This window comes from Pseudomonas sp. DR48 (genome assembly GCF_019823085.1).
Lineage (GTDB): Bacteria > Pseudomonadota > Gammaproteobacteria > Pseudomonadales > Pseudomonadaceae > Aquipseudomonas.
The window spans coordinates 2,602,453-2,625,667 of the sequence record NZ_CP081946.1; the positions used below are offsets into that span (position 1 = coordinate 2,602,453).

The 23,215-nt window shown below is 61.7% G+C and carries 21 protein-coding genes; 4 read left to right on the forward strand and 17 right to left on the reverse strand.

What is annotated here, in order from left to right; translation table 11 throughout:
- Positions 1–94: 94 nt before the first annotated feature.
- From urtD to cbiE, 17 genes are all read right to left on the reverse strand, one after another.
- Positions 95–967 (reverse strand): urea ABC transporter ATP-binding protein UrtD, encoded by an 873-nt coding sequence (urtD, locus tag K5K95_RS11805; RefSeq protein ID WP_222589579.1) that lies wholly within the window; start codon positions 965–967, stop codon positions 95–97.
- The gene (urtC, locus tag K5K95_RS11810; RefSeq protein ID WP_222589580.1) at positions 964–2,043 is read right to left on the reverse strand and encodes an urea ABC transporter permease subunit UrtC; all 1,080 of its coding nucleotides are present in this window, start codon (positions 2,041–2,043) and stop codon (positions 964–966) included. Before urtC ends, urtD begins: the two co-directional genes overlap by 4 nt.
- Positions 2,043–3,545, reverse strand: coding sequence for an urea ABC transporter permease subunit UrtB (gene urtB, locus K5K95_RS11815; protein WP_222589581.1), 1,503 nt, complete (start codon positions 3,543–3,545; stop codon positions 2,043–2,045). The genes urtC and urtB overlap by 1 nt, the downstream gene beginning before the upstream one ends.
- A gap of 162 nt (positions 3,546–3,707) precedes the next feature.
- A complete protein-coding gene (gene urtA, locus K5K95_RS11820) occupies positions 3,708–4,973 on the reverse strand; it encodes an urea ABC transporter substrate-binding protein (RefSeq protein WP_222589582.1) in 1,266 nt (421 codons plus the stop codon).
- A gap of 326 nt (positions 4,974–5,299) precedes the next feature.
- Complete coding sequence (locus K5K95_RS11825; RefSeq protein WP_222589583.1) at positions 5,300–5,671, reverse strand: DUF6124 family protein; 372 nt, start codon at positions 5,669–5,671, stop codon at positions 5,300–5,302.
- Positions 5,672–6,220: 549 nt separating this feature from the next.
- Positions 6,221–7,231, reverse strand: a complete 1,011-nt coding sequence (locus tag K5K95_RS11830) for a FecCD family ABC transporter permease (protein WP_222589584.1) — start codon at positions 7,229–7,231, stop codon at positions 6,221–6,223.
- Positions 7,228–8,175 carry an ABC transporter substrate-binding protein gene (locus K5K95_RS11835; RefSeq protein ID WP_222589585.1) on the reverse strand — a complete coding sequence of 316 codons (948 nt, stop codon included), beginning with the start codon at positions 8,173–8,175 and terminating at the stop codon, positions 7,228–7,230. The genes K5K95_RS11830 and K5K95_RS11835 overlap by 4 nt, the downstream gene beginning before the upstream one ends.
- Positions 8,172–8,960 (reverse strand): ABC transporter ATP-binding protein, encoded by a 789-nt coding sequence (locus K5K95_RS11840; RefSeq protein ID WP_222589586.1) that lies wholly within the window; start codon positions 8,958–8,960, stop codon positions 8,172–8,174. The genes K5K95_RS11835 and K5K95_RS11840 overlap by 4 nt, the downstream gene beginning before the upstream one ends.
- A gap of 1,006 nt (positions 8,961–9,966) precedes the next feature.
- Entirely contained in the window at positions 9,967–11,346 is a 1,380-nt protein-coding gene (locus tag K5K95_RS11845) for a PepSY-associated TM helix domain-containing protein (RefSeq protein ID WP_222589587.1), read from the reverse strand.
- Between the two features lie 112 nt (positions 11,347–11,458).
- Positions 11,459–13,576, reverse strand: coding sequence for a TonB-dependent copper receptor (locus K5K95_RS11850; protein WP_222589588.1), 2,118 nt, complete (start codon positions 13,574–13,576; stop codon positions 11,459–11,461).
- An 84-nt stretch (positions 13,577–13,660) separates the two neighbouring features.
- The gene (locus K5K95_RS11855) at positions 13,661–14,110 is read right to left on the reverse strand and encodes a DUF2946 domain-containing protein (protein ID WP_222589589.1); all 450 of its coding nucleotides are present in this window, start codon (positions 14,108–14,110) and stop codon (positions 13,661–13,663) included.
- 20 nt (positions 14,111–14,130) lie between these two features.
- Positions 14,131–14,610, reverse strand: a complete 480-nt coding sequence (locus tag K5K95_RS11860) for a copper chaperone PCu(A)C (protein WP_222589590.1) — start codon at positions 14,608–14,610, stop codon at positions 14,131–14,133.
- A gap of 48 nt (positions 14,611–14,658) precedes the next feature.
- Positions 14,659–15,057, reverse strand: a complete 399-nt coding sequence (locus tag K5K95_RS11865) for a DUF2946 domain-containing protein (RefSeq protein ID WP_222589591.1) — start codon at positions 15,055–15,057, stop codon at positions 14,659–14,661.
- Positions 15,058–15,155: 98 nt separating this feature from the next.
- A complete protein-coding gene (locus K5K95_RS11870; RefSeq protein ID WP_208670244.1) occupies positions 15,156–15,446 on the reverse strand; it encodes an addiction module antidote protein in 291 nt (96 codons plus the stop codon).
- Positions 15,447–15,601: 155 nt separating this feature from the next.
- Positions 15,602–16,330 carry a cobalt-precorrin-6A reductase gene (locus K5K95_RS11875; protein ID WP_222589592.1) on the reverse strand — a complete coding sequence of 243 codons (729 nt, stop codon included), beginning with the start codon at positions 16,328–16,330 and terminating at the stop codon, positions 15,602–15,604.
- Positions 16,327–17,424, reverse strand: a complete 1,098-nt coding sequence (locus tag K5K95_RS11880) for a cobalt-precorrin-5B (C(1))-methyltransferase (protein WP_222589593.1) — start codon at positions 17,422–17,424, stop codon at positions 16,327–16,329. The genes K5K95_RS11875 and K5K95_RS11880 overlap by 4 nt, the downstream gene beginning before the upstream one ends.
- Entirely contained in the window at positions 17,417–18,628 is a 1,212-nt protein-coding gene (cbiE, locus tag K5K95_RS11885) for a precorrin-6y C5,15-methyltransferase (decarboxylating) subunit CbiE (protein WP_222589594.1), read from the reverse strand. The genes K5K95_RS11880 and cbiE overlap by 8 nt, the downstream gene beginning before the upstream one ends.
- Before the next feature lie 144 nt (positions 18,629–18,772).
- On the opposite strand from cbiE, the gene cobG reads away from it, so the two are divergent.
- The 4 genes from cobG to cobJ are packed head-to-tail and all read left to right on the forward strand — an operon-like array spanning position 18,773 to position 23,133.
- On the forward strand, positions 18,773–20,080 hold the full coding sequence (gene cobG / locus K5K95_RS11890; RefSeq protein WP_315903122.1) for a precorrin-3B synthase: 1,308 nt from the start codon (positions 18,773–18,775) through the stop codon (positions 20,078–20,080).
- Positions 20,073–20,699 (forward strand): precorrin-8X methylmutase, encoded by a 627-nt coding sequence (locus tag K5K95_RS11895; protein WP_090176078.1) that lies wholly within the window; start codon positions 20,073–20,075, stop codon positions 20,697–20,699. Before cobG ends, K5K95_RS11895 begins: the two co-directional genes overlap by 8 nt.
- Positions 20,699–21,430, forward strand: coding sequence for a precorrin-2 C(20)-methyltransferase (locus K5K95_RS11900; RefSeq protein ID WP_033063954.1), 732 nt, complete (start codon positions 20,699–20,701; stop codon positions 21,428–21,430). The genes K5K95_RS11895 and K5K95_RS11900 overlap by 1 nt, the downstream gene beginning before the upstream one ends.
- Positions 21,430–23,133, forward strand: a complete 1,704-nt coding sequence (cobJ, locus tag K5K95_RS11905) for a precorrin-3B C(17)-methyltransferase (RefSeq protein WP_222589596.1) — start codon at positions 21,430–21,432, stop codon at positions 23,131–23,133. The genes K5K95_RS11900 and cobJ overlap by 1 nt, the downstream gene beginning before the upstream one ends.
- Positions 23,134–23,215: the final 82 nt, after the last annotated feature.

Consider the following 23,215-nt stretch of genomic DNA (forward strand, 5'->3'; position numbering starts at 1 on the left):
TGGGAATGCCGCCATGGACGCTCCGCGTCCGCCGTTATGTGACGCAGAGCGTCACGGGATGCATTCCCACGCAGAGCGTGGGAACGATCAATTCTCAGCGGCCGAGGTAAACCTCAATAACACGCTCATCGGCCTGCACCTGTTCCAGCGACCCTTCGGCCAGCACGCTGCCCTGGTGCAACACGGTGACGTGGTCGGCAATCGAGCCGACGAAGCCCATGTCGTGTTCCACCACCATCAGCGAATGTTTGCCGGCGAGGCTTTTGAACAGCTCGGCGGTGAACTCGGTTTCGGCGTCGGTCATGCCCGCCACCGGCTCATCGAGCAGCAACAATTGCGGGTCTTGCATGAGCAGCATGCCGATTTCCAGAAACTGCTTCTGACCGTGGGACAACAACCCCGCCGGGCGATTGACCGACGCGCTCAGGCGAATGGTTTCCAGCACCTCGGTGATGCGGTCTTTCTGCTCGCCGCTCAACCGGGCCCGCAGGCTGGCCCACACTGACTTGTCGGTTTTCTGCGCCAGCTCCAGGTTCTCAAAAACGCTCAACGCTTCGAACACCGTCGGTTTCTGAAACTTGCGACCGATGCCGGCCTGGGCGATTTGCACCTCGCTCATCTGCGTCAGGTCCAGGGTTTCACCGAACCAGGCCTTGCCGTGACTGGGGCGTGTCTTGCCGGTGATCACGTCCATCAGGGTAGTCTTGCCGGCACCGTTGGGGCCGATGATGCAGCGCAACTCGCCGACGCCGATGTACAGATTCAGATTGTTCAGCGCGCGAAAGCCATCGAAGCTCACGCTGATGTCTTCCAGGGTCAGGATCGTGCCGTGGCGCGTATCCAGGCCAGGACCGACACGTTGCCCGAGACCGATGACGTCGCGGCTGCTTCCGGCGTCCCGGTTGGGTTCCAGCGGCGGGAAAAACGCCGGTTCGAGCATGAATTCAGCCGTCGCAGTCACTCTCATTGTTCACCCCTTTTTTTCAGCAGGCCGATCACGCCTTTGGGCAGGTACAAGGTCACGATGATGAACAGCGCCCCGAGGAAGAACAGCCAATACTCCGGGAACGCCACGGTGAACCAGCTCTTCATCCCGTTGACCACACCAGCGCCAAGCAGCGGCCCGATCAGCGTGCCGCGGCCGCCCAGTGCGACCCAGACTGCGGCTTCAATCGAGTTGGTCGGCGACATTTCACTCGGGTTGATGATCCCGACTTGCGGCACATACAGCGCGCCGGCCAAGCCGCACAACACCGCGCTCAACACCCAGACAAACAGCTTGAACCCGCGTGGGTCGTAGCCGCAGAACATCAGGCGGTTTTCGGCGTCGCGCAGCGCCGTCAACACCCGGCCAAACTTGCTCTGCGCCAGTCGCCAGCCGATGAACAAACTCGCCACCAGCAACGCCACCGTGGCGAAAAACAACACGGCGCGGGTGCCAGGTTCTGTGATACCGAAACCGAGGATGGTGCGGAAATTGGTGAAGCCGTTGTTGCCGCCGAAGCCGGTTTCGTTGCGAAAAAACAGGAGCATTCCGGCGAAGGTCAGGGCCTGGGTCATGATCGAGAAATACACGCCCTTGATCCGCGAGCGGAAGGCGAAGAAACCGAACACCAGTGCCAGCAACCCAGGCGCCAACACCACCAGGCACATCGACCAGAGAAAGCTGCTGGTGCCGGTCCAGTACCACGGCAATTCGGTCCACGACAGGAACGTCATGAACGCCGGCAAGTCATCGCCCGAGGCTTGGCGCATCAAGTACATGCCCATCGCGTAGCCGCCGAGGGCGAAGAACAGGCCGTGACCGAGCGACAACAGGCCGGCGTAACCCCAGACCAGATCCAGCGCCAGGGCGACGATGGCATAGCAAAGGATTTTGCCCACCAGCGTCAACGTGTAGGCCGAGACATGAAACACGCTGATGGGCGATAACAGCGACATCAGCGGTAACGCCAACAGCAAGACAAGGATCACCGCGCCAACGGCAATCGTGACTTTCGGGCCGGCCTTTTGTGTGGCCGTGAGCAACAGGGGCTGGTTCATCAGTCGATCACCCGTCCTTTCAATGCGAAGAGGCCTTGCGGACGCTTCTGGATAAACAGAATGATCAGCGCGAGGATCAGGATCTTGCCCAGCACCGCACCAATCTGCGGCTCAAGTATTTTGTTGGCGATGCCCAGGCCGAAGGCCGCCAGGACGCTGCCGGCCAACTGACCGACGCCGCCGAGCACCACCACCAGGAACGAGTCGATGATGTAGCTCTGGCCGAGGTCCGGGCCGACGTTGCCGATCTGGCTGAGCGCCACGCCACCAAGGCCGGCAATGCCCGAGCCGAGGCCAAAGGCGAGCATGTCCACGCGCCCGGTCGGCACACCGCAGCACGCGGCCATGTTGCGGTTCTGGGTGACGGCGCGCACGTTCAGGCCCAGTCGCGTCTTGTTCAGCAGCAGCCAGGTCAGCACCACCACAAACAGGGCGAAAGCGATAATTACGATGCGGTTGTAGGGCAGCACAAGGTTAGGCAGCACTTGAATCCCGCCGGACAGCCAGGCCGGGTTCGCGACCTCTACGTTCTGTGCGCCGAACACCAGTCGGACCAGTTGAATCAGCATCAGGCTGATGCCCCAGGTCGCCAACAGGGTTTCCAGCGGACGGCCGTAGAGGTGACGAATCACTGTGCGTTCCAGCGCCATGCCGATGGCAGCGGTGACGAAAAACGCCACCGGCAAGGCGATCAGCGGATAGAACTCGATGGCTTGCGGAGCGAAGCGCTGGAACATCAACTGAACCACATACGTCGAGTACGCGCCGAGCATCAGCATCTCGCCGTGGGCCATATTGATCACGCCGAGCAGGCCGAAGGTGATCGCCAGGCCCAATGCAGCGAGCAGCAAAATCGAACCCAATGACATGCCGCTGAACGCCTGTCCGAGCAGCTCGCCGATCAGCAGTTTGCGTTTGACTTGCGCGAGGCTGGTTTCGGCCGCCGTGCGCACACTGGCGTCGGCTTCGACACCCGGTTCGAGCAGGCTTTCGAGGCGGGTGCGGGCCAGCGGGTCACCGGTTTCGCCGAGCAAGCGCACGGCGGCGAGGCGCACGGCCGGGTCGGTATCCACCAGTTGCAGATTGGCCAGGGCCAGGCTCAGGGCGGCGTGAACGCTTTCGTCTTTTTCGCCGGCCAGTTGCCGGTCGAGGAATGTCAGTTGCGCCGGTTTGGCGCTTTTCTGCAATTGCTGCGCGGCGGCCAGACGGGTTTTTGGGTCAGCGGCGAGCAGTTGATGGCTGGCCAGTGCGGTGTCGATCAGACCTCGCAGGCGATTGTTCAGGCGCAGGGTTTTGGCTTGGCCGTCGACGGTCAATTCGCCTTGTTGCAGGGCATTGATCAATTCGATGCGCGCCGGCTCGGGCTGCGCGGCCCAGGCTTCCAGCAGTTTGGCTTGCTGCACGGGATTGGCGGCGACGAAGTCTTCGGCGTCGCCGGCCTGTACGGCCATCGGCAACAATAGTGTGATCGCGAGGAGAAAACGGTAAAGGGCAGTGGGCATGTCATTGGCCTTGCGCGGACAATGTGGGAGCGGGCTTGCTCGCGAATGCGGTGTGTCGGGCGACTCAGATGTTGAATGTGAGTCAGCATTCGCGAGCAAGCCCGCTCCCACAGGGATTTGTGTAGTCCCGAGTGGAGTGCTCGGGACCCGACATCCAGTGGCTTAGTTGCTCTTCACCGCATAATCCGGCTTCTTGTCGTTGCCCGAGATGAACGGGCTCCACGGCTGGGCGCGGATCGGTCCTTCGGTCTGCCAGACCACGTTGAACTGACCGTCGGCCTGGATCTCGCCGATCATCACCGGCTTGTGCAGGTGGTGGTTGGTCTTGTCCATAGTCAGTGTGTAACCCGATGGCGCGGCAAACGTCTGGCCAGCCAGGGCTTCGCGGACTTTGTCGACATCGGTGGACTTGGCTTTTTCAGCCGCTTGCGCCCACATGTGGATGCCCACGTAGGTGGCTTCCATCGGGTCGTTGGTCACCGCTTTGTCGGCGCCCGGCAGGTTGTGTTTCTTGGAGTAGGCTTTCCAGTCGGCGACGAATTTCTTGTTCGCCGGGTTCTCGACCGACTCAAAGTAGTTCCAAGCCGCGAGGTTGCCGACCAGGGGCTTGGTGTCGATGCCGCGCAGTTCTTCTTCGCCGACGGAGAAGGCCACGACCGGAACGTCGGTGGCTTTCAAACCCTGGTTGGCCAGTTCTTTATAGAACGGCACGTTGGAGTCGCCGTTGACCGTGGAGATGACCGCTGTCTTGCCACCTGCCGAGAATTTTTTGATGTTGGCGACGATGGTTTGATAATCGCTGTGGCCGAACGGGGTGTAGACCTCTTCGATGTCCTTGTCCGCTACGCCTTTGGAGTGCAGGAACGAGCGCAAAATCTTGTTGGTGGTGCGCGGGTAGACGTAGTCGGTGCCCAACAGGAAGTAACGCTTGGCACTGCCGCCTTCTTCGCTCATCAGGTATTCCACGGCCGGGATCGCCTGCTGGTTCGGCGCGGCACCGGTGTAGAACACGTTCGGCGACATTTCTTCGCCTTCGTATTGCACCGGGTAGAACAGCAAGCCGTTGAGTTCTTCGAACACCGGCAACACCGATTTGCGCGACACCGATGTCCAGCAGCCGAAGACCACCGCGACCTTGTCCTGAGTCAGCAGCTGACGGCCCTTTTCCGCGAACAACGGCCAGTTTGACGCCGGGTCCACGACCACCGGCTCGAGCATCTTGCCGTTCACGCCGCCCTTGGCGTTGATCTCGTCGATGGTCATCAACGCCATGTCTTTGAGCGAGGTTTCGGAGATCGCCATGGTCCCGGACAACGAATGCAAAATACCGACCTTGATGGTCTCGGCTGCCTGGACAGTCCAGGTCAAGCCCATCGCGGCAATGCTTGCCGAGAGTGTGAATGCCTTGATCAAGCTACGACGCTTCATTGTGCGATCTCCATGAACATTAGAAATTTTTCTTGGTTGGCAGATGCGGACTACTGAAGGGTGTTTTGCAAGGGCTGTGCCTAGTCGGGTGCAGGCAAGGAAACGTCGTATTAGAGCGGCTGCGCGCGCATGCAACGCACCAGGAAGGGACGTGCATGAGGCATTGGTGCGGTGGCCTGCGCCAGAACAGGGCGCAGGTACATCAGTCAGCATCAACCCTTGTGGGAGCGAGCCTGCTCGCGATAGCGGAGTGACAGTCACAGTGATGTTGAATGTGCTGCCGCCATCGCGAGCAGGCTCACTCCCACATTTTTTTTGTGGTGTATTCAGGTGGGAACGACGTTATCCACCGCGCGGTTCACGGCCAGCTCCGCGAGCATGATGATCTGCTGGATCGCCAGCGCCTTATGGCGTTGCGGGCCGATCAGGTCGGTGGCGAAATCGCTGGCCATCACGCTGGCGGATGCCAGGGATTCACATGCATGGACCAGCAGGCTTTCGGTGTCGTTGTCGGGGGCGATCATGAACATGGTGCTGGGGCGGCGGGGTTTTTCTGCGTAGCGGGTCGTGGGATCGAGGTAATAGTCGAGGGCGCGGTTGATGGCTTCGCGGTCTCGGAGCTGGTCGTCGTCGCGTGATGTTTCGGGTTCGGGCGTGGTGGTGGCGATGGGTGGATCTGGAACTATCTTTTTGCACATTTGGGGTCATCTCAATTGGGGCCACTACCTATCGTTCTCACACGATAGAAGGGTGGCAGCTATGTGCGGAGTGAGAAACCGGTAACCCCGAACCCGGCCGGACCGAAGTCCGCCCGCACACAGCCGCCATTGAGCATTGCAGGCAGCGGATAAGCCGGCGGCAATTATGGTGGTACTGATGTTGGATTAACAGGGGTGCCGGGTTCTCACACCCGATCACTGATGTGCAGTGACAGCCCCAGACTAGACAGCCCACGTCCGACGAACAACCTGAAAAAGTCGTGGGAAACGTCCGGTCTTTTTGCATTCAAATAAACACACATAAACAACCCCGGAATCACCACCCCCCTGTAGGAGTGAGCCTGCTCGCGATTGCGGTCTGTCTGTCACATTGATGCTGACTGTGCCATCGCCATCGCGAGCAGGCTCACTCCCACAGGTGATTTGTGTCGGGCACGGAGTCTGTGAACGACGATAAACCCCTGTAGGAGTGAACCTGCTCGCGATAGCGGTACATCATGCAAAGTAATTCTGAATGTGCTGGCGGGATCAGCGGCGGCGCATCAGGCCGATAAAGAACAGTCCACCGATGGCCGCGGTGGCGACGCCGATGGGCAGGTCTTCCGGGGCGATCAGGGTGCGGGCGGCGACGTCGACCCAGACGAGGAAAATGCTGCCGATCAACACGCACACCGGCAGCAATCGCCGATGCTCCGCGCCGACCAAACGGCGCGCAATGTGCGGCACCATCAGCCCGACAAACCCGATGGACCCGCTGATCGACACCAAAACGCCGGTCATCAATGAAGCAATCAAGAACACGCGCAACCGCACGGTGCGAGCATTCAAGCCGAGAGTGACAGCGGTCTGTTCACCGGCCATCAACGCATTCAACGGCCGGGCCATGCCGAGCAACAACACAAGCCCGAGCAATACGCTGGCGGCGGGCACGGCGAGCAGTTCCCAGCGTGCCAGTCCAAGTCCGCCGAGCATCCAGAACATCACCGCCGAACTCGCCCGGTGATCGCCGAGAAACAACAGCAAATTGGCGATCGCCATCATCACGAACGATACCGCCACGCCGCACAACAACAGTCGATCACTGTCCAGGCGCCCGTTGCGGTTGGCAATCATCAGCACGATCAACATGCTCAGTAGCGCGCCGATAAATGCCGCGATCGGCAAGGTCAGCAACCCAATGATTTCACCCACATGCAGCAACACGATCACCGCGCCGAGGGTGGCGCCAGAGGTGACGCCGAGCAGGTGCGGATCGGCCAGCGGATTGCGCGTCACCGCTTGCAGCACCGCGCCGATCAACGCCAGCCCGGCGCCCACCAGCGCACCGAGCAACATGCGCGGTACGCGGATCAGCCACACGATATGTTCCTGCCCGGCGCTCCAGTTCACCTCACCGGCGCCGAACACCTTTTGCAGCAGAATCCGCCACACCACGTCCACCGGCACCCGCGCCGGACCGAAGCCCAGCGAGACCACGCACGACACCAGTAACAGCGCGCCGAGGGCTATCAACAACAAGGCGTAGCGACGATTGATCATTCGCCGTGGAATCCCTTGGCCAGGGTTTCAACCGCCAGCACATTGTCGATGCCCGGCGTGGCCTGCACGTAGGGAATCACGATGAAGCGCTGGTTCTTGATGGCGTCCACCGATTGCAGCGCCTTGTTGTTCAGCAGGAATTGCTCCTTCTGCTCGGCAGTGACTTCGCCGTAATCGACGATCACGATCACCTGCGGATTGCGCTCGACCACAGTCTCCCAATTGACCCGGGTCCAGCTCGACTCGACGTCATCCAGAATATTGCGACCGCCCGCGGCATCGATCAGGGCTTGCGGCATGCCGAGGCGGCCGGAGGTCATGGCGCGATCTTCGCCGCTGTCATAAAGAAAGACGCGGAGCTTGTCCGCCGGCAGTTCCTTGCGTACCTCGGCGACTTGCGTCTGCATTTGCGCGATCAAGGCGTTAGCGCGGTCCTGCACGTTGAAGATTTTGCCGAGGTTGCGCAGGTCGTTGTAGGTGTCTTCCAGCGTGGCGGCCGGGCGCTTCATCACGAAGGCACAGGACTCGGTCAACTCATAGACGTTGATGCCCAGCGGCTGCAAGGTCTGTGGCGTGAGGTCGCCGCCCACGCGCATGCCGTAATCCCATCCGGCGAAGAAGAAATCGACGTTGGCATCGAGCAGGGTTTCCACCGACGGGTATTTCGCCGCGAGCTCCGGCAAACCGTCGAGGATGGTCTGCATCTCGGGCGTCACCGATTTCCAGCCCGTCACGCCGCTGTAGCCGGCCATGCTTGGTTTGAGGCCGAGAGCGAGCATCATCTGGGTCATGTTGATGTCATGGCTGACCGCGTGTTGTGGCGCGTGTTTGAAGGTCACTTCGCGGTTGCAGCTATGGATCGTCAGCGGGTATTTCGTGGCCTCGGCCAAGGCCTGGGCACTGCCCAGCAACAGGGCGACGCAAAGCAGGGAGCGCAAAGTCATGGTTGGGTTATCCAGGTGATTCGTGGGTAGCTGTGCAAGGGGTGTTCATCGATCAGCGCTTGTACGCCGAAGATGTCGCGCAACAGCGGGGCGGTCAGCACTTCCCTGGGCGTGCCGCTGACGACGATGCGACCGTGATCGATGACGTAGAGTCGATCACAGAAAGCGGCGGCAAGATTGAGGTCGTGGATGCTGGCCAGGGTGCCGATGTTCAAGCGTTTGACCCGTTGCAACAGTTCGATCTGAAAGCGCGGATCGAGGTGATTGGTGGGTTCGTCGAGGATCAGCAGTTGCGGTTGTTGGGCCAGGGCGCGGGCGAGGATCACCCGTTGCTTTTCACCGCCGGAGAGGGTGGAAAAGGCGTGATCATCGAAGCCTTGGAGGCCGACGGATTCCAGTGCCTGGGTCACCAGTTCACGGTCTTCGAAGGTGTCGCCGTCGAACAGGCCTTTGTGCGGCGTGCGACCCATCGCGACCACGTCGAAGACGCTCAGGCCGAACGCATCGGGAAACTCCTGCAGGACCACGGCGATGCGTTGCGCACACCAGCGTGAGGATTGCTTCCAGACGTTCTGATGATCGAGCAGGACCGCGCCGCTCTCGGGTTTGCTGAAGCGATAAGCGCAACGAAGCAGGCTGGTCTTGCCGCTGCCGTTGGGGCCGATCAACCCGACAAACTCCCCGGCGGCCACGTGCAACGAGGCATCACGCAGCTGGAACTGGTGATGACAGTGGCCGTGACCCAGAGGTGTCCAGGCGAGGTTCGTGAGGTTCAGCGAGGTCATGCGTTTGCTCTGAGATATTGGGTGATGCTGATGACGCCATCGCGAGCAGGCTCGCTCCCACAGGAACCGCGCAAATCCTGTGGGAGCGAGCCTGCTCGCGATTGGGGATCGTTCCCACGCTCTGCGTGGGAATGCCTCAATGGACGCTCTGCGTCCGGTTTGGGACGCAGAGCGTCCCGGGCTGCATTCCCACGCAGAGCGTGGGAACGATCATGACCGTGAGATAAGCGCGGAAAGTCTACACGCCTCTCTAGTCCGCGCATCTCGCTGGTTTCACGATGAAGATGAGGCCGATTCAATTGGAGGAATTCGCTTTGTAGAGCTTTTCGAGCTGTACATTTTAATGTCGATATATCTGGTAGCCCGTCAGGCTTATTCACTAAGGGTCTATAAAACTCATTTTAACTGTCACTTCTGACAGTATTTGCATTTTTTATCTGTAGTTAGAGTGGAGCTTCCGGGTTGCGGGAATTTTCGGGAGTCATCAAATGAAGAGGGTTATCGGTTTCTTGGGATTGTTCGCATTTTTGGTTTTAGTTCGTGGGGTGTTAGCTGCTGATAATTCGACAGCTGTTTGTGATACAGCCTGGGTGACCAGTCCTGCTTATAAAACTTGCCAGACGCCGCGTGTCGATACCAATGACGTAGAGATACCACGGGCTATGGCGACGGGAACCGGGCGGTGCTACGTAACAATCGGATGCCGCCAAGCTAACGGTCAAACAGTGGGTACAGACCTTCAGTTTGATCCACAAAATAAAAACAGTCTGAACAACTGTGATGGAAAACTTAAGTCCGGCGGCTGCTAGGCGCGCGACAATGCGCGGCTGAAAATTGAGGATCGTTCCCACGCTCTGCGTGGGAATGCCTCAATGGACGCTCTGCGTCCGGTTTGGGGCGCAGAGCGTCCCGGGCTGCATTCCCACGCAGAGCGTGGGAACGATCATGACTGCGAGATAAGCGCGGAAAGTCTACAGGCCTGTCTATTTTGCGCATCTCGCTTGTTTCACGATGAAGATGAGGCCGATTCAGTTTGCCGGGTGAAGCGCGACAGCAGCACGCGATCCAATACCCAGACCACTACCAAAGAGGCGCCCACCAGCGGAAATATCACCGCCAATGCAAACATGATCACCATGGCGGTTTTCCATTTCGGCAGGTCGTGGCGCAGCGGTGGAACACCGAATTTTCCCTGTGGCCGACGCTTCCACCAGATCACCACACCGCTGACCGCGCTGAGCAAAATCATCAGGCAGATCAGCAGCACGATGATCTGGTTGAACGCACCGAACATCTTGCCTTCGTGCAACATCACGCCGATTTCCGTAGCACGGGCGACAGTGCCGTATTGCTCGTAGCGCACATCGGCGAGGACATTGCCGGTGTACTGATCGACATGCAGCGTGGCGTCGTTGCGCGGGTCGTCGGCGAACACCGCGATGGTGAACACGCCGGTTGCCGTGGTCGGCAAAGTGATGCTGTAGCCCGGCTCGACCTGGCGTTGCACGGCGATGTTCTGCACGTCTTGCAGGCTGATGGTCGGTGCCGCAGGGCCGGCTGGCGTAGCGCCGTGGGCCATGTGTTCGGCGTGGTCACCGGACATCGGCATCGGTGTGTTTTCCATGGCCCAGGGCACGGTCTGGCGCGTGGCGGTATTCAGGCTGCGGGCCTCGACATCGGACTTGGGCATGTCATTCCACATTGCGTCCGGGAACACGTTCCACACGCCCGCGTATTGCTTGCCCCAGAACCCGGTCCAGGTCATGCCGCTGAGCAGCATCACCAGCAAAAACGCGGCGCCCCAGAACCCGGTGACGGCGTGCAGATCGCGCCACAGCACGCGACCGCGACTGCTCAAACGCGGCCACAAAATGCCGGCGGCTTGCCCGCGCGGCCACCACAGGAACACGCCGGACACCACCAGCACCACGCCCCAGCCAGCGGCTAGTTCGACCAGTCGATCACCGACCGTGCCGATCATCAATTCACCGTGAATCGCGCGCGCAACGGCTTGCAGGTTTTTCTTCGCATCTTGCTCGCCGAGGATGTCGCCGTGGTACGGATCGACGAACACATTGAGTTCGCTGCCGTCATTGAGCACGACAAATTGCGCGCTGCGCTCGGCGTTGACCGGCGGCAGGTACTGTTTGATCGTGGCGTGTGGATAAGCCTCTTTGACCCGCTTGAGCAACTCGTCGGCCGAGACGCTGTGATGCCCGGCGGGAACGTTCATCAAGCTGCCGTACATCAGTGGATCGAGTTGCGGCTTGAACAGGTAAATGACACCGGTCAGGGCCAGCATCACCATGAATGGCGCGACGAACAGACCGGCATAGAAATGCCAGCGCCAGGCCAGGTTGTAGAAATTCATTTTGGGCTGTTTCATCGGTTGTGCTCCGCTTGGCGAATCAGTCGTTTTTTAAAAGATCGCAGCCTCGTTTCACTCGACAGCTCCTACAGGGGGCGGTGGCGTCGACGGCGATCTTTGACTTTTGTTGTTAGAAACTCATGTCGACCTTGGTCCAGAGCGTTCGCCCCGGTTCCTTGATGGCCTGCGGGTCATTGGCCGGGTAGCCAAAACCGGCATTGCCGGCCAGGTTCAAATGCTCGGCGTATGCCTTGCCGAACAGGTTGTCGACGCCCGTGCTGACCCTCCAGTGCTTGTCGATCCGGTAGGCGCCGTTGAGCGAGAACACGCCAAACCCCGGGGTTTTGCCGAAGTCCTTGCCCACCACGTTGCCCTTGTTCTGATCGATGCGGTTTTGCGCTGCGACCACCCGCCACAAGGCTCCGGCGCTCCAGTTGTCTTCGCTGTAGGTCAGGCCGAAACGCGCATCCAGTGGCGGCATTTGCGGCAGCGGGTTGCCGTTGCTGCTGTTCTTGCCCCAGGCATAGGCCAGCGTCGCGTCAGTCTTCCAGTTGGAGGTCAGTTGGTAAGCCGCGCCGAGTTCACCGCCCATGATTCGAGCGTTGATGTTCTCGGCTTGCGAGGTGGTGCCCATCGGGGTCGGGGTGTAGTTGAACAGGATGTAATCGCGCACTTGCCCGACGTAGCCCGAGGCCCACGCTTCGAGGTCTTCGGTCTTGTATTGCAGGCCGAAGTCGAGCTGGGTGGTCTTTTCCGGCTTGATCGAATCGAAGGCATTCACCGAACCGGCGGGACCGGACTGGGGTGAAAACAGCTCCCAGTAATCCGGGAAACGTTGGGTGTGACCGAGGCCTGCGTACAGCGTTGTGGGGCTGTCAGCGAGGTCATGTTCGTAACGGAAGAAGCCGCTCGGCAGGGTGTCGGCGCGGGTTTCGTCGGCGGTCGGGTTGGGGCGCGTCATCATTCCCGAGCCCGTGGTCTGCCGATAATCCTTGGCCGAGGCGCGGTCCAGGCGTGCGCCGCCTATCACTCGATCACGCTCGGCGGCGTACCAGGTCAGTTCGCTGAACACGCCGTAGTTATGGAAATCGGCATCCTCGGTGTACGGCAGGTCCTTGTAGACGTCGATGCCCATGGCGCTGCGTTGACGATGCTCACTGGTCTGCGCGTCGAGGCCGCTGATCAACTGCACATCGGCCCAGCGCCAGGTGGCTTTGATCCGCGCGCCGAGGGTACGGCGGTCGACGTTGGACGCCATCGGGCCGCTCATCATCCCGGTGCCGGACGGCGTACGCAGGGTGTAGTTGTCCATCACATGGTCGGCGTAGTTGTAGTAGATCTGCGCTTCGACCTTGTCCAGCACGTCACCGATGTTCGACTTCTCGAAGCGCAATCCGAGGCTCTCGCGCTTGAATTGCGAGCCGTCCATGCCACGACCGGCGTAACGCGCTTCACCGTCGCCCTTGCCGGCGGTCAGTTCCAGCAGGGTGTCGGCGTCGGGCGTCCAGCCGAGCGCGACATCACCGTTCCACTTTTCATAGCGTGACGGCACGGTGTCGTTGTTGCCGTCCCTGTAGTCGTCGGCGTGCGCGGTGTTGCCGACCACCCGCACATAACCGAGCGGCCCGCCGGCAGCGGCGTCCACCAGTTTGTCAAAGCGGCCATTGGAACCGGCCAATACGCTGGCGTTCACCCGGGTACCGAGTTCGCCGAAGTGTTCTGGTTCCCGATCGAAGAGGATGGTCCCGGCTGAGGCGCCAGGTCCCCAGAGCACGGTTTGCGGTCCCTTGATGACGGTGAGCGTGTCGTAGGTTTCCGGCGAGATGTAGGAGGTCGGCGCGTCCATCCGTCCAGGGCAGGCCCCGAGCAACTGGCCGCCATTGGTGAGGATATTCAGTCGCGAGCCGAACATGCCGCGCAGCACCGGATCGCCATTGGTGCCGCCGTTGCGCACCAGGGCAAAGCCGGGGATGGTTTTCAGGTAGTCGGCACCGTCGCTGGCCGGCACCGGTTGGCGCGGGTCCTTGGGGTTGGTGACGATGGTCAGCGGTGAACTCGGCGCAATGGCGGTGATCACCGTCGGGCTCAGTTCTTCACTGAGGCTCGCGTTTTCATCAGCCTGGACCATCGGTGTCAGCAGGGCACCGCAAAGGATGGCGGTGGCGTGCCTGAAACGAATGCTTGATTCGTTCGGGGCAAAAAAAGCTTGGGCAGGGCTCAAGCGTGTGTCAGCAGAAAACCTGGACATGACAATTTCCATCGAACAGTCGTAAACGACACGGCCGGCAGCCTGAAGCTGTCTTCGAAACCGTGTGCAATCAGAGGTGGGTGTTTACGCGACGATGGGCGGGGCGCGGGTGCGAGCGCCGGGGAAGAAGGTTTGCCGGGCGTGGCCCAGGCGAGGGGACGGGGCGGTGTAGGTGGTGGCTGTCGGTGTATCGAAGGCGACGAAGGACTGGCCGCCGGTCAGCGCCGGGCAATTGAACAGCAGGCTGCAATAGCCACATTTTTCCCAGAGCGCGTGATGCGAGGCGGTGGGAGGGCAGTGCTCGGCGTCGGGTTGCGCGCCATGGTCGGCGTGTTCCATCGCCGACATGTCCATGCTCATGTCCATCGACATGTTCATGGTCATCGAGGACGCGCGTTGATCCATCGGCATCGACTGGGAAATCAGCGGGCCGATAAAGATCATCAACATGGCGAACAGGCTGATCCAGCTGCCGCGCGTCAATCCCGGAGACTGACGACGGTGTGCGGATGGCCTGGCGCTAGACGGGCGCATGGCGTTTTCTGCTCAGTCGATTACTGGGCGTGAGCGTGCATCTGCATCTCTTCGGGCGGCTTTTTCTGCACCGCGACGTCGACCGTCACGTCCCCGGCCTTTTCGAAATGCATCGTCAGCGGGAACCGCTTGCCATCGCTCAGCAGGCTGCGGTCTTTGAGGTTCACCAACATCACGTGATAGGCCATCGGTGCAAACGTGACGGTACCACCGGCAGGAATGTCGACGCTCGGCACCTGCTGCATTTTCATCAGGTCGTTTTGCATGACGTGCTCGTGCAGCTGGGCTTCGCCTGCAATCGGCGAATCGACGCTCAGCAGGCGGTCAGCCGTCTTGCCTTTGTTGTCGATCACGAAGTACGCCGCAACGGTCGGGGCATTGGGTGGCAGTTCTTGCGACCACGGGTGCGCGATCTCCAATTCCCCCGCTTTGTATTCATGGGCATTGGCAAAGCAGGCAGGCAGCAGCAACGCGGCCAGAACGATGAGTTTGTTCAACATGGCAGTTCTCCAGAGCGATTCAAAACGCAGGTCAATTGCGAGACGAAATCACACCAGAGGGGAAGCGCGGGGGTTGAGACTCGGCCATTGCTGGCGCGGGGTAGGGGTATCGAGCGAGGCGGCGGGCAGGCTTCGATTGGCCTCGAAACGCGTGTAATACAGCTGTGGCGTGTGCCCAGGCAATGCCACCAACGGCGCAGAACCCGAACAACACCAGCAATGCTGCATGTTGGAATGATCGTCGTTCTGCGGCGCTTTCTGCTCGATGTCACCCAGGGAAATCGCCACCATTTTGGTGCCGCTGGACGTACAAAAACTGCCCCACAACAACTGCTCGGCGGGTGATTTCGCCGATTGCGCCATGGCGCCTGTCATCGGCATGGCGAGCATGTTGAACAGCACTGCGAAGCAGGCGATCCAGGCAATTGCAAGCCGTTGTCGGGACATGGATGACAATCCGTTGGGTGGGAGATCAGGCGCGGCTATTTAGCCTGATCAGGGCCGATAAGTAAAAAAGCGGCGTGCGGTGTGGTGTCGCAGCGCGATCACCGCGTCGTGGCATGCAAGCGCAGGCCCAGTGCTTTCATAACCTTCATGATAGTCGCGAATTCTGGATTGCCAGTGCTTCCCAATGCTTTGTACAAACTTTCACGACCCAGGCCTGCATCGCGGGCAATCTGGCTCATGCCCTTTGCTCTCGCTATGTCATTAAGGGCGGCGCGTATGAGTACTCCGTCGCCAGCATCCTCTTCAAAACAGGCGTCCAGGTAAGCGGCCATTTCTTCGGGTGTTTTAAGAAATTCGGCGGCATCGAAACGGGTGAATTGTTCGGTCATCGTAGTCTCAGAGCCGCTTGTTTTGGAGCTCAGGACCATAAGGGCTGAATTACGATCCGACTAGTCGGTCGTTTTGGATGATGTCGTGGGTGAGGTCCGATAGTGATGTAGGGCGTTGCGCGTTTCCTGTAGCCGCTGGCGAAGGCTGCTACAGGTTATGTGATGGACTTTGCGGTCAGGGCTGCCAGCACATCTGTCACGGAGCCAAACTCCCGATCCACCCCCGGCAACACCGGCCGCTGCAACACAATCACCGGCACCCCCCGTTCCCGCGCCACTTCCAGTTTCGGCTCGGTCGCGGTGCTGCCGCTGTTCTTGCTGATCAGCACATCAATCTGCCGGCGTTCAAACAGCTCGCGTTCGTCCTCGATCAGAAACGGTCCGCGTGCGCCGATGACTTCGCAGCGTTCGTTGCTGGGGTAAACGTCCAGGGCGCGCAAGGTCCAGAATTGCTCCGGGGGGATTTCGTGCAGGTGCTGCAACGGTTCGCGGCCGAGGGTGAACAGCGGTCGATGGAAGGGTTTCAAGGCTTTGATCAGCTCGGGCCAGTCGCGGACATCTCGCCAGTCATCGCCGACCTGTGGCTGCCAGGCGGGACGTCGTAATGCCCAGCAAGGAATGCCCGACAACTGCGCGGCGGTCGCGGCGTTCTGGCTGATTTGTGCGGCGTAGGGATGGGTGGCGTCCAGCAGCAGATCGATCCCTTCCTCGCGAATGAAGTGCGCCAGGCCTTCGGCACCGCCATAACCGCCGACGCGCACCTGGCAGGTCAAGTCCGTTGGCACCCGTCCGACGCCGGCCAGGCTGTAGACGTGCTGCGGCCCCAGGGTTCGGGCGATGGCCAGGGCTTCGGTGACGCCGCCGAGCAGCAAAATGCGCTTCATTGGAAAGCTCCCGCATGGCCGACAATCCCGCCCTGGCGATCGATGGCAAAGACTTCAACCTGGACCTGCGCCGGCACCACGCTGCGGGCAAACTCCAGGGCGTGCTGGCACACCGCATCACCGAGGGCGATGCCTGCCGCGCTGGCCATTGCCAAGGCTTGCTGGCTGGTATTGGCCTCGCGAATCCCTTGTTGCAACGCCTCGTCGGCGCCAATTGCGGCGGCCCATTCGGCCAGTTGCGGCAGGTCGATGCTCGAATGTCGGCTGTGCAAATCCATGTGCCCGGCCGCCAATTTGCTGATCTTGCCGAAGCCGCCACACAGGCTGAGTTTATCCACCGGGACTTTGCGCAGATGCTTGAGGACGGCGCCGACAAAGTCGCCCATTTCGATCAGGGCGATTTCCGGCAAGTCGTAGACCCGGCGCATGGTGTCTTCGCTGGCGTTGCCGGTGCACGCGGCGATGTGCAGGTAACCGTTGGTCTTGGCGACGTCGATGCCTTGATGGATCGAGGCGATGTAGGCCGCGCAGGAAAACGGCCGGACGATGCCGCTGGTGCCAAGTATCGACAGCCCGCCGAGAATCCCCAGTCGCGGGTTCATGGTCTTCAGGGCCAACGCTTCGCCGTCCTCGACGTTGACGGTGACCTCGAAGCCGCCGGTGTAGCCAAGCTCTGCCGCCAGCGACGTCAGGTGATCGGTCATCATCTTGCGCGGTACCGGGTTGATCGCCGGCTCGCCGACGCCCAGCACCAGACCCGGTCGGGTGACAGTGCCAACGCCACGCCCGGCTTTGAATTGAATGCCGGGCTCGGGGCTCAGTCGCACCTGGGAATACAGCAGCGCGCCGTGGGTCACGTCGGGGTCATCGCCCGCGTCCTTGATCGTCCCGGCTTCGGCGCCGTTGTCGATCAGGCGACAGAATTCCAGGCGCATTTGCACCTGCTTGCCCTTGGGCAAAATGATCTCTACGGCGTCAGCGCTCACCCCGGCCAGCAACAGGCGGGCCGCCGCCAGGCTGGTGGCGGTGGCGCAGCTGCCGGTGGTCAGGCCACTGCGCAGAGGGGCAGGTTGTTCGGCGGTTTCATCACGCATCGAAAGGCTTCGTCACATCCAGCAGGGTAATCGGCAGCGCCTGACGCCAGGTGTCGAAGTCCCCCAGCGGCTGGGCCTGGGCGACGTGGATGCGGGTCAGTTCGCCGCCATGGCGTTCACGCCAGGCCATCAGGGTCACTTCGCTTTGCAGCGTGACTGCGTTGGCGATCAGCCGGCCGCCAGGTTTGAGTTGCGCCCAACAGGTGTCGAGCACGCCCTCGCGGGTGACGCCGCCGCCGATGAAGATCGCATCCGGACGTTCGAGCCCGGCCAGCGCCTGCGGCGCACTGCCGCGAATCAGTTGCAGACCGGGGACGCCAAGGGCGTCGCGGTTGTGTTCGATCAATAATTGCCGACCTTCATCGGCTTCGATGGCCAGTGCCCGGCAGGTCGGGTGGGCGCGCATCCATTCGATGCCGATCGAGCCGCTGCCGGCGCCGACATCCCACAGCAGTTCGCCGGGTACTGGTGCGAGGCGTGCCAGGGTGATGGCGCGCACATCGCGCTTGGTCAATTGGCCGTCGTGCCGGAAAGCCGAGTCGGGCAGGCCAGCCAGTCGGGACAGGCGCGGCGTCTCTGGATCGGCGATGCACTCGATGGCGATCAGGTTCAGATCGGCGACTGATGGATCGTTCCAGTCATTGGCGACGCCATCGATACGTCGTTCGTCAGCACCGCCCAGATGTTCCAGCACGCTGAGACGGCTCGGGCCGAAACCGCGCTCCCGCAGCAGCGCCGCGACAGTGGCCGGACTCTGCGCGTCATTGCTCAGCACCAGCAAACGTACGCCGCTGAACAACTGTGCGTTGAGCGCGGCGACCGGGCGAGCCACCACCGAAAGCGTCACGACGTCCTGCAATGGCCAGCCCATTCGCGCTGCGGCCAGCGAGCAGGAGGACGGTGCGGGCAGGACCTGCATTTCCTCGCTGGGCAGTTGCCGGGCGAGGCTGGCGCCGACACCGAAGAACATCGGATCGCCGCTGGCCAAGACACAGACCGGTTCCCCGCGTAGCGCCAGGACAGGGTCAAGGGAGAATGGGCTGGGCCACAACTGCCGCGCACCGCGAATGCACACCGGCAGCAAATCCAGCTGCCGCTGCCCGCCAATGATCCGCGAAGCACGCAGCAGGGCATGCCGGGCGTTTCTGCCCAGGCCCTTGACGCCGTCTTCACCGATTCCCACTACTGTCAGCCACGGTGACATCTGCCGTCCTCAAAAAAAGTCCTCAAACGGACTGTTCCGACGGGCAGGCTTTTCATGCCGTCGAACAAAGCAGGCATAATACCGCGCCTTCGCCCGCGAAGCGCCTTTCCCACACAGCCGGTCGCGCCCTTGAACGAACGTCCGATGTCCACAGCCTTACGCCCCTCGGCCTGCCCGGGGTTGCTGCGTATCGTCCAGGCATTGGATGGCGGCATTTGCCGGATCAAATTGAATGGCGGCTCGATGAGTGCGGCGCAGGCCGACGCGGTGGCAGAGGCCGCCGAGCGCTTTGCCGGCGGCGTGATCGAGGCAACCAACCGCGCCAACCTGCAGATTCGCGGGATCGGCAGCGAACACCGTGCATTGATCGACAGCCTGATGGCCGCCGGACTGGGCCCAAGCAGCGCAGCCGGTGACGATGTGCGCAATCTGATGCTCAGCCCGAGCGCCGGCATCGATCAGCAGATGCTGTTCGACACGCGTCCGCTGGCCGGGCAGATCCTTGCCACGCTGCAAAACCATGCACGCTTCCACGACCTCAGCGCCAAATTCGCCGTGCAACTCGACGGCGGTGAAGGTCTGGCGATGCTCGAACATCCCCATGATCTGTGGTTGTCCGCCACCGAGCGTGACGGCGAGCGCGTTTTCGCCTTCGGCTTGGCGGGATGCCCGGTGGACCTGCCGGCGGGCGCGGTGTCGCTGGAGCAGGGCCACGCATTGGTGGTCGCGGTGCTGGAGTTGTTTCTGGAGTGCGCGCGCCACGAGCAGACCCGGATGCGGCACTTGCTCAGCGAATGTTCGCTCGACCTGTTTCTCGCCCGCCTGGCCGAGCGCGTGCCGTTGAAGTCCATCGATAGCTGGCAGCGCACAGTCAGCCCAGATGTCTTGCATATCGGCGCGCATCCGCAGCGTGATGCCGGGCATGTCTATATCGGCGCGGTGCCGCCGTTGGGCCGCCTCAATCCCGAGATGCTCAGGGGCGCAGCGCAACTGGCGCGAGAACGCGGCGATGGCAGTCTGCGTTTCACGCCTTGGCAAAGTCTGCTTTTGCCCGGCGTCGCGGTCGACGAGGCGGCGCACGTTATCCACAGCCTCGAACAGCTCGGCCTGCGTTGCTCGGCCGATGATGCCCTCGCGCACCTCATTGCCTGCACCGGCTCGCCCGGCTGCGCTAAAGGCCTGGCCGACACAAAGGGCGATGCCCGGAGGTTGGCGGCTTTGCTGCAAAGCCACGGCAGGACCCTGGACGTGCATGTGTCCGGTTGCCAACGTTCCTGCGCGGCGGCGCACATTGCGCCGATGACCTTGCTGGCGGTTTCTCCCGGTCACTATGACCTCTATTTTCGCGATGCAGCGCAGCCGGGATTCGGCGCGCTGCACGCACGCAACCTTACTATTGAAGCGGTCGCGGCCTTGCTCGACGCCCGCTCACGGAGCCCCCTTGATGCTTGATTACATCCGCGACGGTCAGGAGATCTATCGCAACTCCTTCGCGATCATTCGCGCCGAGGCCAACCTTGCGCGTATTCCAGCCGACCTGGAAAAACTCGCGGTGCGGGTGATCCACGCGTGCGGCATGGTCGATGCCATCGATGGACTGCAATTTTCCGACGGCGCGGGCAAGGCCGGGCGCGATGCGCTGGCCGCTGGCGCGCCGATTCTGTGTGATGCGCGGATGGTCTCCGAAGGCGTGACCCGCACGCGGTTACCCGCGAACAATCAAGTCATCTGCACCCTGCGCGACGACAGTGTCCCGCAGTTGGCCCTTGAGCTGGGCAACACCCGCTCCGCCGCCGCGCTGGAGCTGTGGCGTCCGCACCTGGAAGGCAGTGTGGTGGTGATCGGCAACGCGCCGACCGCGCTGTTTTATCTGTTGGAAATGCTCGACGCGGGCGCACCGAAACCGGCGCTGATTCTTGGCTTCCCTGTGGGCTTCGTCGGCGCCGCCGAATCGAAAGCAGCGCTGGCGGCGGACAGTCGTGGCGTGCCGTTTGTCATCATGCAGGGCCGGCTGGGTGGCAGTGCCATGGCCGCCGCTGCCGTCAATGCCCTCGCCACGGAGATCGAATGATGCAGCAGCCTGGACGCTTGATCGGCCTGGGCGTCGGCCCCGGTGACCCGGAGCTGATTACCGTCAAGGCCCTGCGCCTGTTGCGCGAGTCGCCGGTGGTGGCGTATTTCGTTGCCAAGGGTAAAAAGGGCAACGCCTTCGGCATCATCGAAGCGCATTTGCAGGACGCGCAAACGCTGCTGCCACTGGTGTACCCGGTGACCACCGAGGCGTTGCCGGCGCCGCTGTCGTACGAGCAAGTGATCAGCGATTTTTACGATGCGGCCGGCGAAGAACTCGCCGCGCACCTGGACGCTGGCCGGGACGTGGCGGTGATCTGCGAAGGCGATCCGTTCTTCTATGGCTCCTACATGTACCTGCATGATCGTCTGGCCGAGCGTTATGAGGCCGAAGTGGTGCCGGGTGTCTGCTCGATGCTAGGTGGGGCTTCCGTTCTGGGCGCGCCGCTGGTGTATCGCAATCAGAGCCTGTCGGTGCTGTCCGGCGTGCTGCCCCATGACGATCTCAAGCGTCGTCTGGCCGATGCCGATGCGGCGGTGATCATGAAACTGGGGCGCAACTTTCCCAAGGTCCGCCAGGTGCTCGAAGAGCTCGGCCTGGCGCAGCGTGCGCTGTACGTCGAGCGCGCGACCATGGCCAATCAGAAAATCGTGCCGCTGGATCAGGTCGAGCCGATGTCCTCGCCGTATTTCTCGTTGATCATCGTTCCTGGCGAAAGGTGGCAAGGCTGATGTCCCGTCCAGTTCCGGCCATTGTCATTCTGGGCAATGGCAGCCTTGCCACTGCGCGCAAGATTCAGCAGGTGTATCCCGGCGCATTGATCCATGGCCTGGCCGGGCGGGTTGAAGGCGCTGACCGTGTCTATCACGAGTTTGGCGCGACCTTGCGTGAGTTCTATCAACAGGACATCCCGGTCATTGCCTTGTGCGCGGCCGGCATCGTCATCCGCACCCTGGCACCGTTGCTGCTGGAAAAAGGCGCCGAGCCAGCGGTTCTGGCCGTGGCCGAAGACGGCAGCGCTGTCGTGCCGCTGTTGGGCGGGCTGGGTGGGGTGAACGTCATGGCGCGAGAAATCGCCGCCGCGCTCGACGTCTCTGCGGCCATCACCACCAGTGGCGAATTGCGCTTTGGCACATGCCTGCTCAATCCACCGAGCGGTTATACGTTGGGTGATCTGGAACTGGGCAAACGCTTTGTCTCGGACCTGCTGGCAGGTCAACACGTGCGCATCGAAGGTGCTGCGCCCTGGCTGGCTCAAGCGCAGTTGCCGGAAGATCCCGAGGCACCGTTGTCGATCCACATCGGCAGTGCCGAGCGCGCCCCAGCGGCCAATGAATTGATGATCTACCCGCGCAGCGTGCTGGTGGCTGTGAGTGGCGAAATAACCCAGGTGCCGAGTGCCATTCGCGCGGCGCTGCGGCAGGCGAACATCGCCGTGCAATCGTTGGCGTGCCTGCTGGCCAGCGAGCAGCAGATGGCCAACCCAGCATTGCGTGAAGCAGCGCTTGAGTTGGGCGTGCCGCTGCGTTTTGCCTCGGTGGGTGGCGACGTCAGCGAACTGGCCCGTCACGCGCTGCCGGACGCCGCCATCGTTTTCCAAGGCAACGGCCTGGCGATTGCGCTGGCGAGCCAGCCGCTGGACCTGGCGCAGATCGGTCGTGCACGCGGACGTCTTGCGGTGATCGGCCTGGGCCCGGGTGCCGCCGAGCTGATGGTGCCGGCGGTCAAGGCCGAACTGGCACGCGCCAACGATGTGCTCGGGTACGAAACCTACGTGCGCATGGCCGGTCCGTTTCGTGATGATCAGGTGCTGCATTGCACCGACAATCGCGAGGAAATGCAGCGCGCTCGCCATGCTTTCGAACTGGCCGCTCAAGGGCGCTCGGTGGTGGTCGTATCGTCGGGTGATCCCGGCGTGTTTGCCATGGCCGCTGCCGTGCTTGAAGCGTTACACGAATCGAGTGAGCCGAGCTGGCATAGCGTTGACTTGGAAATCCTTCCGGGTGTCTCTGCGTCGCTGGCGACGGCGGCCCAGGCCGGTGCGCCGTTGGGGCATGACTTCTGCGTCATGTCGCTGTCGGACAACCTCAAGCCATGGGCGATCATCGAAAAACGTCTGGACCTGGCGTCTCAGGCCGATCTGGCGCTGGCGTTCTATAACCCGATATCCCGTTCCCGCCCGTGGCAACTGGGCCGTGCGCTGGAGATTGTCGCGCAGCACCGTACCGCTGAAACGCCGGTGGTATTGGGTCGGGACATCGGCCGTCCGGGGCAGACCCTGCGTGTTATCACGTTGGGGCAGTTGACCCCGGATCAGGTGGACATGCGCACCATGGTGCTGATCGGTTCTTCCACAACCTGCACCTTCCCTCGTGCCGAGGGCGGTCAGTGGGTGTATACGCCACGCTGGTACGGCGACAAGCCAGCCGGTTAAGCCATCGCGGCCAGCCCGGCTGGCCGCAGCTCCCTCGTTTCCGTGCGTAGGATTTGTCACCGCGCCTCCCTGGAAACTCGCT

What these genes read in the sequence shown, in the direction of transcription:
- urtD (WP_222589579.1), bottom strand. Translation starts at nt 967, where the DNA reads ATGAGAGTGACTGCGACGGCTGAATTCATGCTCGAACCGGCGTTTTTC.
- urtC (WP_222589580.1), bottom strand. Translation starts at nt 2,043, where the DNA reads ATGAACCAGCCCCTGTTGCTCACGGCCACACAAAAGGCCGGCCCGAAA.
- urtB (WP_222589581.1), bottom strand. Translation starts at nt 3,545, where the DNA reads ATGCCCACTGCCCTTTACCGTTTTCTCCTCGCGATCACACTATTGTTG.
- urtA (WP_222589582.1), bottom strand. Translation starts at nt 4,973, where the DNA reads ATGAAGCGTCGTAGCTTGATCAAGGCATTCACACTCTCGGCAAGCATT.
- K5K95_RS11825 (WP_222589583.1), bottom strand. Translation starts at nt 5,671, where the DNA reads ATGTGCAAAAAGATAGTTCCAGATCCACCCATCGCCACCACCACGCCC.
- K5K95_RS11830 (WP_222589584.1), bottom strand. Translation starts at nt 7,231, where the DNA reads ATGATCAATCGTCGCTACGCCTTGTTGTTGATAGCCCTCGGCGCGCTG.
- K5K95_RS11835 (WP_222589585.1), bottom strand. Translation starts at nt 8,175, where the DNA reads ATGACTTTGCGCTCCCTGCTTTGCGTCGCCCTGTTGCTGGGCAGTGCC.
- K5K95_RS11840 (WP_222589586.1), bottom strand. Translation starts at nt 8,960, where the DNA reads ATGACCTCGCTGAACCTCACGAACCTCGCCTGGACACCTCTGGGTCAC.
- K5K95_RS11845 (WP_222589587.1), bottom strand. Translation starts at nt 11,346, where the DNA reads ATGAAACAGCCCAAAATGAATTTCTACAACCTGGCCTGGCGCTGGCAT.
- K5K95_RS11850 (WP_222589588.1), bottom strand. Translation starts at nt 13,576, where the DNA reads ATGTCCAGGTTTTCTGCTGACACACGCTTGAGCCCTGCCCAAGCTTTT.
- K5K95_RS11855 (WP_222589589.1), bottom strand. Translation starts at nt 14,110, where the DNA reads ATGCGCCCGTCTAGCGCCAGGCCATCCGCACACCGTCGTCAGTCTCCG.
- K5K95_RS11860 (WP_222589590.1), bottom strand. Translation starts at nt 14,610, where the DNA reads ATGTTGAACAAACTCATCGTTCTGGCCGCGTTGCTGCTGCCTGCCTGC.
- K5K95_RS11865 (WP_222589591.1), bottom strand. Translation starts at nt 15,057, where the DNA reads ATGTCCCGACAACGGCTTGCAATTGCCTGGATCGCCTGCTTCGCAGTG.
- K5K95_RS11870 (WP_208670244.1), bottom strand. Translation starts at nt 15,446, where the DNA reads ATGACCGAACAATTCACCCGTTTCGATGCCGCCGAATTTCTTAAAACA.
- K5K95_RS11875 (WP_222589592.1), bottom strand. Translation starts at nt 16,330, where the DNA reads ATGAAGCGCATTTTGCTGCTCGGCGGCGTCACCGAAGCCCTGGCCATC.
- K5K95_RS11880 (WP_222589593.1), bottom strand. Translation starts at nt 17,424, where the DNA reads ATGCGTGATGAAACCGCCGAACAACCTGCCCCTCTGCGCAGTGGCCTG.
- cbiE (WP_222589594.1), bottom strand. Translation starts at nt 18,628, where the DNA reads ATGTCACCGTGGCTGACAGTAGTGGGAATCGGTGAAGACGGCGTCAAG.
- cobG (WP_315903122.1), top strand. Translation starts at nt 18,773, where the DNA reads ATGTCCACAGCCTTACGCCCCTCGGCCTGCCCGGGGTTGCTGCGTATC.
- K5K95_RS11895 (WP_090176078.1), top strand. Translation starts at nt 20,073, where the DNA reads ATGCTTGATTACATCCGCGACGGTCAGGAGATCTATCGCAACTCCTTC.
- K5K95_RS11900 (WP_033063954.1), top strand. Translation starts at nt 20,699, where the DNA reads ATGCAGCAGCCTGGACGCTTGATCGGCCTGGGCGTCGGCCCCGGTGAC.
- cobJ (WP_222589596.1), top strand. Translation starts at nt 21,430, where the DNA reads ATGTCCCGTCCAGTTCCGGCCATTGTCATTCTGGGCAATGGCAGCCTT.